Here is a 12,523-nt window from a genome sequence, read left to right on the forward strand (position 1 = left end):
TAATGCTGTTTAGACGGATTATTCTGACGGCCGTTTTGATTGGTTTGCTGTGCGGTATAGCACTGACAGCCATGCAGTCCGTAGAGATATGGCCGGTGCTCAGTTCAGCCGGGCAATATGAACAACCTGCAGCAAATCATACTGATATCTCTGTCGCCCATATCGACAACAATCCCGAACACGCACAGGGCCACAACGTCTGGTCATCGGAAAACGGCTGGCCACGAATTTTGTCCAGTAGTCTCTCCAATTCCCTGCTCAGTATCGGCTTTGCCGCTTTGCTGCTGGCGCTCATGGCCTTGCTGCAACTGACCGGTATCACCCGACTGAATACTTGCAGGGGTTTGCTCTGGGGCTTGGCCGGGTTTAGCGCATTTTTTGCTGCCCCCGGACTCGGCCTGTCACTGGAAATTACCGACACCCTGGCGGCTCCCCAGGGCCTGCGACAGATGTGGTGGATATTCACGACCCTAATGACCTCAACGGGCATCGGGTTGCTGGTGTTTTCACCCTGCCGTGTCAAAGTTATGGGGCTGGTAATGCTGGCTCTGCCATATCTGGTTGGTGCTCCGCATCACACCAAAGCACAGTTTTCCACCACAGACAGCCACATCATCGTCATTCTGCACCATCTGCAACAGCGACTCTGGTTGATGACAGGCGTGACCCACTTCATTTTCTGGTTGTTACTCGGAAGCTGCTGCGCCTGCGCCATCAACCGCTGGATCCTCAAGGATATCGATTACCATGCTGCCCAAGCCTGACTATCCCTTCTCTGCCGTCACCGGCCATGAACGCTTTAAGCTGGCGCTGATACTGGCGGCCATTAATCCGGATATCGGTGGAGTACTGATCAGTGGTCCGCGTGGTTGCGGCAAATCGACTCTGGCCCGTGCACTGGCTGCGGTCATGCCCGAACAGCCAGCATTTGTCACTTTACCCCTTGGCGCCAGTGAAGAAATGGTGACCGGGACACTGGATCTGCAACAGGTACTGCAACAGCAACAGGTGACATTCCAACCCGGCGTACTGGCACGTGCCCATGGCGGTGTGCTGTATGTTGATGAGGTGAACCTGCTGGCCGATGCGCTGGTGGATCTGCTGCTGGATGTTGCTGCCAGTGGTATCAACCGGGTCGAGCGTGATGGTATCAGCCACGCGCACGATGCCCGGTTTCTGCTGCTAGGTACCATGAATCCCGATGAAGGCGAGCTACGACCGCAACTGTTAGACCGCTTCGGGCTGATGGTCGAACTGAACAACCCCCATTCCATTGATGAACGCCTTGAAGTGGTAGAACGACGTCAGTCATTCGAGCAATCACCGGAAGCATTTTGTCACCGTTTTGAACCCATGCAGCAGCAGCTGACACAACGGATCCGCCAGGCCCGATTACGGCTGCTACAGGTGTTGTGCGAAAAGACCATGCAGCGACAGATTGCCGAACGTTGCCATGCAGCTGCAGTCGATGGGGTTCGTGCAGACATTGTCTGGCATCGCGCGGCCATTGCCCATGCTGCCTGGCATCAACGGGATCAGGTCATTGAATCAGATCTGGATGCAGTGGAAGAGCTGGTACTGGCACATCGCCGCTCGGATCATTCACAATCGCCGCCAGCACCACCGCCATTTCAACGACCACCCGGCAGCCCTCCGGCCACAGACGACAAACGTCCTCAAGACAGCGGCCAATGGGGACAGATGCCTCCACAAAACCAGAACATGCAGGCAATCAATGCACTGCCACAGCATTCTGCGCCTGACACCAATACTACCCGACACTCGGTGCAGTCAGTCCAGGCACAGACCTTGAACAGCAAAGCCCGTGGCCCTCATGTTGGCCGTGGACGCCAGCAGCCAAACGCCGGCCGCGCTCCCAACTGGTTCACCACGTTGCTGGCCAGCGCCGGTCACTGGCCACCACGGCAACTACAGTTTCGGCCACGCCGCGAGGGTCGTGCCATTCTAAATCTGATCCTGTTGGATACCTCCGCCTCCACTTTGAAACAACAATGGCAGGCCCAGGCCAAAGGTGTCGTTGCGCAACTGGCACAACGCGCCTATCTGGCCCGCGAGCAACTTGCCATCCTTGGTTTCGGCAACGACCGGATAGAGCCATTGCTGTCACACCGACGGGCTCCCAAACAGTTACAGGCGCTGATCAACCGCATCAGTGCCGGCGGTGGAACGCCCATGCGGGCGGTACTGTTACATGCTCAACGATATCTGTTGCGCATGCTGAGACATGAGCCGGACCTCCAGACTCATGTTTATCTGATCACCGATGGTCGCAGTCGACAGCGTCTTGACGATATTCATCTGCCCGGTCACTGCACTGTCATCGACATTGAACAGAGTGCTGTCAAACGTGGGCGTGGTGCCGCTCTGGCAGCAGACCTCAAAGCTCATTACCTGCCTCTGGCCGGAGTTTCCTCATGAAAACATCAGCGCAATGTCCGGCTCTGTTTTTAACGGCACCGGCGTCCGGTCAGGGAAAGACCACTGTCAGTGCGGCACTGGCGCGTTATCTGCGCGACCAGGGAAAACAGGTAAGGGTGTTCAAAACCGGACCGGATTATCTTGATCCACAGATTCTGGAACAGGCATCCGGACAACCGGTCGAACAACTGGATCTTTGGATGGCCGGACCGGATTATTGCCGGCAGATGTTATTCAACGCCGCCCACGAAGCCGACTTTATTCTGATCGAAGGTGCCATGGGCATGTTCGATGGTGAGCCTTCGAGTGCCGACCTGGCCGCGCTGTTCGGCATTCCCATGGTCATCGTCATGGATGTCAAAGGCATGGCCCAGACAGCGGCGGCCGTGGCCAGCGGCTTGGCGCGATTCCGTGATGATATTCACTGCGCCGGCCTGATTGCCAACAACTGCGCCTCCGAACGCCACCGGCAATTGATTGTGGATGCCCTACCCACCGACCTGCCACTGCTCGCCACTCTGGCCCGTGACCCTGCTATCAGCCTGCCCGAACGTCATCTGGGACTGGTACAGGCCAGTGAAGTCCGGGATGAACTGGAACAGTGTTTCAACCACGGCGTTCAGGCGCTGCTGGCCGGAGGTATCGACCATGCCACCCTAATACACCCGGTCAGCTTCACCGGTACCACTCTATCTTCAGACCCCCATTCAAACACTCATTCAAAGGACGCCCACTCGAACGAGTTGCCGGGACACCCACTCAATCAGATTGATGTGTCACAAGAACCCCACTCAAAACACCACCTGAATACATCTGACGGGACACCCACCGCATCAGACAGAACACCCACTACAACCGTGTTCACAGAACCCCATTCAAGGGACACCCACCTGAATGAGGTGCCGGGACACCCACTTGAAGGAGTACGCATCGGCATTGCCCGCGACGCGGCGTTCAGTTTTATCTACAGCGCCAATTTACGCCAGCTGACGGCACTTGGAGCGCAATACGAGTTTTTCTCACCGATACAGGATCAGACACTGGCCAATTTCGATGCGCTGTGGCTGCCGGGTGGTTATCCGGAATTGCACGCCAAAGCACTGGCCGCCAATGAGGCAATGAGAACCGCCATCCAGCGGTTTTTTCAGCAGGATAAACCCATCCTGGCGGAATGCGGCGGCATGTTGTATTGCCTGGAGACCCTGACGGATCTCGACCAACAGACGTTTCCAATGCTCGGGCTGCTCAGCGGTCAGGGCATGATGCGTGGAAAACGGGGCTGCCAGGGTATGCAGACGGCGGTATTGCCGGAAGGCGATATTCGCGGCCACGCTCATCATCGTTCCCGCAGCCAGGGAACCCCGGAACCGATCAGCTATGGCCGACGTCAGCGCCACCCGGCACCGGGCGAAGCCATTTATCGCAGTAGAGGCCTGACGGCTTCCTATCTGCATCTGTTTTTTCCATCCAATCCGGTGGCCATCGTGCAATTGTTGTTACCTTCGGCCTCCCGTTCCACGCAGGGGTTTTATCATGCTGGTTAGTACTTTGACGACACTGGCCGCAGGCCTGCTATTGGGTATTTTGCATGCATTCGATCCCGATCATGTGGTGGCCGTTTCGGCCATGAGCGCGGAAAAACCTGGTCTGCGTCGCAGCCTTCGCTATTGCTCGCACTGGGCCATTGGCCACGGCGGAGTGCTGCTGATCTGCACCGTGCTGTTGTTTGGGCTGGGCCTGCATTTACCGGAACGCCTGCTGACGACGGCGGAAACGGCCGTTGGCGCGGTGTTGATATTAATCGGGCTGCTATGTTTCTGGCGCTTTCATCGACAGCATCAAGGCATCACATCCGATACCAAAGGTCGTAAAACGCCGACGCTGGTAGGCATGCTGCACGGTCTGGCCGGCAGCGCGCCAGCACTGGCACTGGTTCCGGTCATGAGTCAGGCGCAGTTTATCGCCGCCCTCGGATATGTACTGGTTTTTTCCGCCGGAGTGTTGTTGTCCATGCTGCTGGTGGGCCTTGGACTGGGGCTGCTGCAACATAGCCTGCGGCAATGGAGCCTGCAACTGTTTCATGGCTGCCGTTACGCCATCGCGACCGGATCGGTATTGCTCGGTGGCTATTGGATGGTCCACAGCTTTTAAAAAACTGACAAACGGTATGTGGCATGTGGCCCGAAAGCAGCGAACAACCTACCCGACTCCGAACCGGTTTAACCACCGGTTGTTGTGCCACCGCCTGTTGTGTGGCAGCGGCACAACTGCTGCTGCAACCTCAACGGCCAGCAGCTTCGACGGTTTCGGTGAAGCTGCCTCGCGGGCGCTATGTCGATCTGGCCATCGTGGCACAACAGCGATTGAGTACCGAGCAGGCCATTGCCACCACCATCAAGGATGCCGGCGATGATCCCGATATCACTCACGGCGCACGGATTTCCGTCACGCTGGTATTGGTGGCGGAAGCCGGTGTGGCGTTTCATGCCGGCCAGGGAGTGGGCACCGTGACCCGGGACGGACTGCCACTGACCATCGGTGAACCGGCGATTAATCCGGTGCCCAGGGCAATGATGACAGAACATCTGCTTCAAGCTGCTGAGAACAGCGGTTATCAGGGTGGCTTCAAGGTCACCGTGGCTGTGGAAAACGGTGAGATGCTGGCGCACAAGACGATGAATCCACGATTGGGCATTTTGGGAGGGCTGTCGATCCTCGGCACCACCGGTATCGTCCGACCGTTTTCCTGCGCGGCCTATATTGCCTCGATCCATCAGGGTATGGACGTGGCGGCCGCCAACGGCATCGATCATATCGCCGCGACCACTGGCAGCAGCAGCGAACAGGCCATTCGCGAACATTATGGCCTGAGCGAGATGGCGCTGGTGGAAATGGGGGATTTCGCCGGCGCGGTCCTGAAATATTTAAAACGGGTGTCATTTGCGCGGGTCAGCCTGTGTGGTGGTTTTGGCAAGATCAGCAAACTGGCCAACGGGCACCTGGATCTGCACAGCCGGGCTTCGGCAATCGATTTTGAACACTTGGCCAATCTGGCACAGACCGACGGTGCAAACGAGGCATTGTGTCGCCGTATTCGTTCTGCCAACACCAGCATTGAAGCCTTGCAGTGCTGCCAGGATCACGGCATCGACCTGGCTCAGGCCGTCTGCAACGCGGCCTGGCGAAAGGTTCACGCGATGGTACCTGCCACAGTGGCCGTAGAAGTCTGGGTAACGGATCGCAGTGGACGATTGCTGGCCTGCGCCAGAGGAGACGAAATATGACCGCCCGTCTGCTGATACTCGGTGGCACCGCCGACGCCCGCCGGCTGGCAATGAAACTCAGCGCCCGGGGAATCCAGTTGATTTACAGCGTGGCCGGTCTGGTTCGAAAACCGGATATCGACTGCGACATCATCTCCGGCGGTTTTCGTCAATTGGGCGGACTAAGCACAGTGATTCGTACTCGTACTATCAGGGCGGTGCTGGATGCCACCCATCCGTATGCCGAGCGTATGAGCCGGCAGGCACTGCTGAGTGCACGGGAGTGCGGCATTCCCTGCTGGCGTTTGCAACGCCCGGCCTGGCAACCGCAGCCGGGTGATCATTGGCAGCAATATGCTGATTGGTCAGGGTTATTGCCCGCATTGGCCAACAAACATTCGGTCTTTTTGAGTGCCGGACAATTGCCGCCTGAGAGCCACGAGACTCTGGCGCATTATCGACAATACGGACAACAGCAGCTACTGCGCACAGCAGCCACACCTGCCATGCCTCTGCCCGAGGGTATGCAATGGCTCAAAGCCATTGGGCCGTTTGCCCTGACTGAAGAACGACAACTGCTGATACAGCATCAAATTGACGCCATCGTCAGCAAGAACAGCGGCGGTGATGCCACCGTCGCCAAACTGACGGCAGCGCGTCAACTGGGTATTCCGGTACTGATGCTGAAACGTCCCGGGTTGCCACCGGCAGACCGGGAATTTTTTCAACCGGATGAGGCATGTGCGTTTGTGTCTCACTGGTGCACACAATAAGAGGAACTTTTATGACCACTTCCACTGACAAACCAGCCATCCTGTTTGTAGGCCATGGATCACGCGATGTCGAAGCCGTGGACGAATTCCACCAACTGGCCGGCCACTTTCGTGAGCGCTTCCCTGACCGGCTGGTGGAGACCGCATTTCTGGAGTTCGTACGGCCGATCATCGCCGAAGGGGTAGATACCCTGAAGAGTCAGGGCGCGCGTGCTATCCAGGCCATTCCCGGCATGCTGATGGCGGGCGGTCATGCCAAAAACGATATTCCCAGTGAGCTGAATGCTCTGCAACAGGAGTTCGGTCTGAGTATCGAATACGGTGCCGAACTCGGCGTCAATGCCAATATGCTACAGGCGGCCCAGGCCCGTATCGAAGAGGCCGAAGCAGAGCTCCAGGCCCGTATCGGCAGCGCTTATCAACGCAAAGACACCTTACTGGTAGTGGTTGGCCGGGGCGCTTCGGATGCCGATGCCAACTCCAATATCAGCAAAATCACTCGTTTTCTCGAAGAAGGCATGGGGTTCGGTTGGAGTGCCACCTGCTACAGCGGTGTCACGACTCCATTGGTGCCGGAGTGCCTGGAACGGGTACATGGCCTGGGATTCAAACAGGTCATCGTGTTTCCCTATTTTCTGTTCACCGGTCGGCTGGTGAAAAAGATCTATGCCTGGGTCGATGATTATGCTCAGGCACATCCTGAGATTGCGGTGGTCAAGGCATCTTATCTGAACGATCACCCAAAAGTGATCGATACCTTTGTGGAAAAACTCGAAGAGATAGAGGCCGGTAATCCAAACATGAACTGCCAGCTCTGCCAGTACCGGGTACAGATTGTGGGCGCAGAACACAAAGTCGGGCAGCCCCAGGAAAGCCACCACCACCACGTTCAGGGAATCGGCACCGATGCCGACCATGGCCATCATCATCATCATCATCATCATCATCACCATCATCATGGTCACAGCCACGATCATGACCATGACCATGACCATGACGGCCATGATCACTCCCATACTCATGACCATAAACACGGACACTGAGACAGTGACAATCTCGTTTGAATACGAAGCGGATCCCCAGCGGATCGAGCAGCAAAGCTTTGCCATTATCCGTGAACTGACAGAACTGAACGGGTTGAGCGATGAGCAACAGCAGGTGGTCATGCGCATCGTGCACAGCACCGGCACGCCTGAGCTGGCATCTCAGGTACGTTTCAGTGCTGCCGCCTGCGAAGCCGGCCTGCATGCACTGGCGCGCCAGCGGCCGATTCTGTGTGATGCGGAAATGGTCAAACAAGGACTGACCAAACGCATGCTGGCAGAGGAACCACTGTGTTTTCTCAACGAGCCGGCGGTGCCGCTATTGGCCCAGGAACACCAGGAAACCCGCTCAATGGCAGCGCTGCGTTTCTGGCCGTCGTTTCTCAACGACGCCATAGTCATCATCGGTAATGCACCAACGGTATTGTTTCGGCTGTTGGAAATGCTGCAGCAGGGCGCGCCGAAACCAGCTCTGATCATCGGCATGCCGGTGGGATTTGTCGGTGCTGCCGAATCCAAGCAGGCTTTGTGGGATTGCCATCAAACCCTCGGCATTGACTGCATCACCCTGCTCGGTCGCCAGGGTGGCAGTGCTGTGGCAGCAGCAGCCTGCAATGCTCTGCTGCGTTGCCAGCGAGGAGAGTGGTACTGATGACGATAGGTATTCATGTGATCGGCCTGGGGGTCAATCAGAAAGCGGAGCTGAGCCGTGCGGCTCAGTCAGTATTGGATCAGGCTGGGGTGGTGTTCGGCTCGGAACGACAACTGGCAACCATCAAACACCTGCTCGGTGAGCAGCCGGTACAGCCATTGCCGCCTCTAGCAGAGCTGGCCGCGCAGCTCAATGCAGCAATGCAACAATACCCGTCTGTGGTGGTGCTGGCTTCTGGCGATCCCTTGTTTTATGGCATCGGCAGCTGGCTGAAACGTCATTTTGAAGCACCACAACTGGCTTTTTATCCTGCGGTTTCCAGTCTTCAGGCTGTGTGCCATGCCCTTGGTCTGGCACTACAGGACGTCGACGTAGTCAGCCTGCACGGTCGACCGGTGGAAAAAATCCGTACCCGGCTGTGCCATAACCATACGTTACTGATTCTGACCGATCAGCACAGCACGCCACAACGCCTGGCTCAGGAATGTCTGGCAGCAGGATTTACCGAATCGGAGCTGATCGTATGTGCATCCATGGGCTACCGCAAACAGAAGATCCAGCGTTTTCCGGTTGCCAAACTGGCGCGGATGCGACGCAAGTTCGATCCACTGCATGTCAGCGTGATCGAAGTCCGCGGACAGGGCGGTTTTCTGCCAGCGTTTCCGGGCATTGCCGATGAGCACTTTCATACCGGCGTCGAAGCCGGCAAAGGCATGATCACTAAACGCGCGGTGCGATTAAATATTCTGTCACTGCTACAACCGTGTGCCGGAGATGTCATCTGGGATATCGGTGCCGGCTGCGGCTCCGTGGCAATAGAACTGGCGTACTGGACGCCCCAGGCAAGAGTACTGGCCGTGGAACAACATGCGGAACGACTTCAGTGCCTGGAAATCAACCGTCAGCGCTTTGGCGTGGTGGACAATCTGAAAGTGGTGGATGGTCGCGCGCCGGCAGCACTGGCCGGACTGGACGCACCGAACAAAATTTTTATCGGCGGCAGTGATGGCGAGCTGCCCACCCTGTTACAGACACTTTGGGAAGAACTGCCATTACACAGCATGATCGTCGGCTGCGCCGTGACTGAGACCAGTAAAGCCTGGTGGCTGGGTTTCTGGCAACAACGCCAACAGGCTCAGGATGCCGGGCTGGAGACTCTGCAGGTGGCAGTCAGCGCCGGCAGCACTCTGGCGAATCAATTGGTGTACCGGCCCAATCTGCCGGTCAGCCTGTTTCGTTTCATTAAAACCGGAGCCGCCGATAATGTCGCATGAGACTGCTTGTTTCTATGGTGTCGGCGTCGGTCCGGGAGATCCGGAACTGCTGACGCTGAAGGCATTGCGCCATATTCAGCAGGCCGATGTCATCGCTTATATCGCCAACCCTGAAGGTCATTCGCAGGCGCGCCAGATCGTCGCGGAATTTCTCCGTCCGCTGGAAGGTGCCATGACTGAATTACCGGTGGTACTGACCATGAGCGATGAACGCAGTGCTATTAACCGGGAATATGATGCCGCCGCCGCGACCATTTGCCGGCATTTGCAGGATGGTCACTCGGTGGTGTTTCTGTGTGAAGGTGATCCACTGTTTTTTGCCTCGTTCAGTTATCTGCTGGACCGTATAAAACCGCAGTTTGCCTGCGTCGTAGTACCCGGTATCAGTTCACCACAGGCCGCTTCTGCACGACTACAGCAGCCACTGACCATACTGGCGGAGTCCTATGCGGTGATCAGTGGCCGCCACGATGATGAGCAAATTCTGCTGACACTGACACAGTTCGACAGCGTGGTGATTATGAAGGCCGGCCGCAGCCGTCAACGGCTGTTGGCGTTATTGCAGCAGAGCGGTCGCAGTGCCGATGCCCGGTATCTGGAATATATCGGCCGCCACGATGAACGGGTGGTGGAAGATGTCCACACTTTGGCGAATGAACCCGGGCCGTATTTTTCCTTGTTTGTCGTCACCCGTCAGGAGCGCCTGTCACGATGATACGGATTATTGCCCTGACCGACACCGGTCACGATCTGGCCAGGCGCATTCAGACTTACTGGCCTGACAGCCGGATCGATTACCGCCCCCAACCCTTTGCCGCAACAGTCCAGCAGGCGTTTGTGAAGGGGGAGCGCCTGATCATGATCTGCGCCATGGGCATTGCAGTCAGAACGCTGGCACCGGTGCTGGCGGACAAACATCAGGACCCGGCGGTCCTGGTACTCGATGAACACGGACAATTTGTGGTACCGCTGTTGTCCGGACATGAAGGCGGCGCGAATGAATGGGGCCGGCAACTGGCCGGACAATTGAGTGCCCAGCTAGTGCTGACTACCGCCAACCCCTACCTAAAACCCGTTTATACCGTGGGTATGGGCTGTGAACGCGGTTGTTCTGTGACCGAAATCACAGAACTCTTCCACTATTGTCTGAATCAGGCCGGACTGACAACGGCCAAAATTGCAACTATCCACAGTATTGATATCAAGGCGGATGAGACCGGTTTCATTGAATTTTGTAATCATGTTAACAAAAAATTTCAAACCTGGAGCGCGGAGCAGCTAAACACGGTGAAATCACAGCTCAGTACACGTTCAGACTATGTTTTCAGGGCTGTTGGCGTTTATGGCGTGGCAGAATCGGCTGCCCTCTACGGTGCCATGACCATGACTGGCAGTGCTGCCGAATTGATTCTCAATAAACATAAAAGTCAACGCGCCACCTGCGCCATCGCGCGCAGTTATCCCCGAACTTATCCACAGGAATATACACAGACATGAAACAGTTATTTGTTGTGGGCGCCGGTCCTGGAGATGAGAACTGGATCACACCGGCTGCGAGTCAGGCCATTCAGGCCAGCAGTGATCTGGTCGCTTATGGTCTGTACCTTGAGCTACTGGCCCAACAGGTCAATGGTAAGGTTCACCACGAACTGCCACTCGGTGCAGAAACCGAACGCGCCGAACTGGCCCTGAATCTGGCCGCCAGCGGTCGCACGACCGCCCTGATATCCAGCGGCGACATCGGCATCTATGCGATGGCAACCCTGGTATTCGAACTGCTCGATCAACAATTGCAGGGCCGCCGTGACCAGCCGCAATGGCTCGATGTGGAGATTGAAGTCATTCCGGGTATCAGTGCCATGCAGGCGGGTGCCAGCCGGGTGGGGGCGATGCTGGGTCATGATTTCTGCACCATTTCCCTGTCAGACCTGCTGACCCCGTGGGAAACCATCGTAAAACGAATCGAATGCGCTGCGGCTGGGGACTTTGTGGTGTCGTTCTATAACCCGGTCTCGAAAAAACGCAACTGGCAACTCAACCATGCCCGCGACCTGTTATTACAGCAGCGACCAGCCACCACGCCAGTGCTCATTGGCCGGCAGCTGACCCGCAGCGACGAACAGGTCCGCATTACCACGCTGGCCGAACTCGACGCCGCTGATGTCGACATGTTCACCCTGGTCAGCGTCGGCAACAGCGAAAGCCGGCACATCATCAATGGCACCCGCGAATGGGTTTACACCCCTCGAGGCTACTCACGGAAACTGACCACATGACCGTTTATTTTATTGGTGCCGGCCCCGGCGACCCGGAATTGATCACCGTCAAAGGCCAACGCCTGATACGTCAGTGTCCGGTCATTCTATACGCCGGTTCACTGGTGCCACGGGAAGTTCTGCAACCGGCAGAAGCCGTGGCAGAGAAGATCATCGACACCGCGTCACTCGATCTCGACAACATCATCGAACATATCCGCACGGCCCATGCCCAAGGTCAGGATGTTGCCCGCGTACATTCCGGTGATCCGTCGGTATACGGCGCTATCGGGGAACAGATCCGCCGGCTTGAAGCGCTGTCCATCGACTATGAAATCGTCCCCGGTGTCACGGCGACCTCAGCGTCGGCCGCCTGGCTGGGCCGGGAACTGACCCTGTCGGGAGTTTCCCAGACTATCATCATGACCCGCTATGAAGGCAAAACTCCGTTCCCGGAACGGGAGCGGTTGCCACAACTGGCGCAAAGCGGTGCGACTCTGGCAATTCATCTGGGGGTGACCCGGATTCATAAAATTGTCGAAGAGCTGATCCCTCATTATGGCGAAGATTGCCCGGTCGCGGTGTGCTATCGCACTTCCTGGCCGGATCAGGACAAGGTCATCGGCACCCTTGGCAACATCGTCGAACGAGTACGGGCCAAAAAATTCACCCGCACCTCGTTGATTCTGGTCGGCCGGGTGCTGGCCACCGATGAGTTCCGCGATTCATATTTATACGACCAGGACCAGGCTCACATTTATCGGCCAAAAGTGAAACCAACAAATCCCAGAACTGTTAAACGCTGAACCATTACCGGAGCTTTG

Annotated in this window: 13 protein-coding genes; all 13 read left to right on the forward strand. The window is 56.8% G+C overall.

The features are described from left to right. Nucleotides 1–2: 2 nt before the first annotated feature. Genes ACQY6I_RS18725 through cobM form a run of 13 tightly spaced genes read left to right on the forward strand, consistent with a single transcriptional unit; the run spans nt 3 to nt 12,505 of the window. A complete protein-coding gene (locus ACQY6I_RS18725; protein WP_428243030.1) occupies nt 3–764 on the forward strand; it encodes a CbtA family protein in 762 nt (253 codons plus the stop codon). Continuing rightward, entirely contained in the window at nt 748–2,439 is a 1,692-nt protein-coding gene (locus ACQY6I_RS18730) for an AAA family ATPase (protein ID WP_428243031.1), read from the forward strand. The genes ACQY6I_RS18725 and ACQY6I_RS18730 overlap by 17 nt, the downstream gene beginning before the upstream one ends. Beyond that, nucleotides 2,436–3,983 (forward strand): cobyrinate a,c-diamide synthase, encoded by a 1,548-nt coding sequence (locus ACQY6I_RS18735; protein ID WP_428243032.1) that lies wholly within the window; start codon nt 2,436–2,438, stop codon nt 3,981–3,983. Before ACQY6I_RS18730 ends, ACQY6I_RS18735 begins: the two co-directional genes overlap by 4 nt. Beyond that, nucleotides 3,973–4,590 carry a hypothetical protein gene (locus ACQY6I_RS18740; RefSeq protein ID WP_428243033.1) on the forward strand — a complete coding sequence of 206 codons (618 nt, stop codon included), beginning with the start codon at nt 3,973–3,975 and terminating at the stop codon, nt 4,588–4,590. The genes ACQY6I_RS18735 and ACQY6I_RS18740 overlap by 11 nt, the downstream gene beginning before the upstream one ends. A 23-nt stretch (nt 4,591–4,613) precedes the next feature. After that, nucleotides 4,614–5,723 (forward strand): cobalt-precorrin-5B (C(1))-methyltransferase, encoded by a 1,110-nt coding sequence (locus ACQY6I_RS18745; RefSeq protein WP_428243034.1) that lies wholly within the window; start codon nt 4,614–4,616, stop codon nt 5,721–5,723. Continuing rightward, on the forward strand, nt 5,720–6,475 hold the full coding sequence (locus tag ACQY6I_RS18750; protein WP_428243035.1) for a precorrin-6A/cobalt-precorrin-6A reductase: 756 nt from the start codon (nt 5,720–5,722) through the stop codon (nt 6,473–6,475). The genes ACQY6I_RS18745 and ACQY6I_RS18750 overlap by 4 nt, the downstream gene beginning before the upstream one ends. Before the next feature lie 11 nt (nt 6,476–6,486). After that, entirely contained in the window at nt 6,487–7,518 is a 1,032-nt protein-coding gene (locus tag ACQY6I_RS18755) for a sirohydrochlorin chelatase (protein WP_428243036.1), read from the forward strand. Nucleotides 7,519–7,528: 10 nt separating this feature from the next. Continuing rightward, nucleotides 7,529–8,170, forward strand: a complete 642-nt coding sequence (locus ACQY6I_RS18760) for a precorrin-8X methylmutase (RefSeq protein WP_428243066.1) — start codon at nt 7,529–7,531, stop codon at nt 8,168–8,170. After that, nucleotides 8,170–9,444, forward strand: coding sequence for a precorrin-6y C5,15-methyltransferase (decarboxylating) subunit CbiE (gene cbiE, locus ACQY6I_RS18765; RefSeq protein WP_428243037.1), 1,275 nt, complete (start codon nt 8,170–8,172; stop codon nt 9,442–9,444). Before ACQY6I_RS18760 ends, cbiE begins: the two co-directional genes overlap by 1 nt. After that, nucleotides 9,434–10,159 carry a precorrin-2 C(20)-methyltransferase gene (gene cobI, locus ACQY6I_RS18770; RefSeq protein ID WP_428243038.1) on the forward strand — a complete coding sequence of 242 codons (726 nt, stop codon included), beginning with the start codon at nt 9,434–9,436 and terminating at the stop codon, nt 10,157–10,159. Before cbiE ends, cobI begins: the two co-directional genes overlap by 11 nt. Continuing rightward, nucleotides 10,156–10,941: a cobalt-precorrin 5A hydrolase gene (locus tag ACQY6I_RS18775; protein WP_428243039.1), complete on the forward strand. Its 786-nt coding sequence runs from the start codon at nt 10,156–10,158 to the stop codon at nt 10,939–10,941. The genes cobI and ACQY6I_RS18775 overlap by 4 nt, the downstream gene beginning before the upstream one ends. After that, entirely contained in the window at nt 10,938–11,720 is a 783-nt protein-coding gene (gene cobJ / locus ACQY6I_RS18780) for a precorrin-3B C(17)-methyltransferase (RefSeq protein ID WP_428243040.1), read from the forward strand. Before ACQY6I_RS18775 ends, cobJ begins: the two co-directional genes overlap by 4 nt. After that, nucleotides 11,717–12,505, forward strand: a complete 789-nt coding sequence (gene cobM / locus ACQY6I_RS18785; protein ID WP_428243041.1) for a precorrin-4 C(11)-methyltransferase — start codon at nt 11,717–11,719, stop codon at nt 12,503–12,505. The genes cobJ and cobM overlap by 4 nt, the downstream gene beginning before the upstream one ends. Nucleotides 12,506–12,523: the final 18 nt, after the last annotated feature.

Origin of the sequence: Gynuella sp. (assembly GCF_050297175.1) — a bacterium.
Classification (GTDB): Bacteria; Pseudomonadota; Gammaproteobacteria; order Pseudomonadales; family Natronospirillaceae; genus Gynuella.

Coding starts and splice junctions, on each gene's coding strand:
- cobJ (WP_428243040.1), top strand. CDS start 10,938: ATGAAACAGTTATTTGTTGTGGGCGCCGGTCCTGGAGATGAGAACTGG.
- ACQY6I_RS18725 (WP_428243030.1), top strand. CDS start 3: ATGCTGTTTAGACGGATTATTCTGACGGCCGTTTTGATTGGTTTGCTG.
- ACQY6I_RS18775 (WP_428243039.1), top strand. CDS start 10,156: ATGATACGGATTATTGCCCTGACCGACACCGGTCACGATCTGGCCAGG.
- ACQY6I_RS18755 (WP_428243036.1), top strand. CDS start 6,487: ATGACCACTTCCACTGACAAACCAGCCATCCTGTTTGTAGGCCATGGA.
- ACQY6I_RS18735 (WP_428243032.1), top strand. CDS start 2,436: ATGAAAACATCAGCGCAATGTCCGGCTCTGTTTTTAACGGCACCGGCG.
- cobM (WP_428243041.1), top strand. CDS start 11,717: ATGACCGTTTATTTTATTGGTGCCGGCCCCGGCGACCCGGAATTGATC.
- cbiE (WP_428243037.1), top strand. CDS start 8,170: ATGACGATAGGTATTCATGTGATCGGCCTGGGGGTCAATCAGAAAGCG.
- ACQY6I_RS18745 (WP_428243034.1), top strand. CDS start 4,614: ATGTGGCCCGAAAGCAGCGAACAACCTACCCGACTCCGAACCGGTTTA.
- cobI (WP_428243038.1), top strand. CDS start 9,434: ATGTCGCATGAGACTGCTTGTTTCTATGGTGTCGGCGTCGGTCCGGGA.
- ACQY6I_RS18740 (WP_428243033.1), top strand. CDS start 3,973: ATGCTGGTTAGTACTTTGACGACACTGGCCGCAGGCCTGCTATTGGGT.
- ACQY6I_RS18750 (WP_428243035.1), top strand. CDS start 5,720: ATGACCGCCCGTCTGCTGATACTCGGTGGCACCGCCGACGCCCGCCGG.
- ACQY6I_RS18730 (WP_428243031.1), top strand. CDS start 748: ATGCTGCCCAAGCCTGACTATCCCTTCTCTGCCGTCACCGGCCATGAA.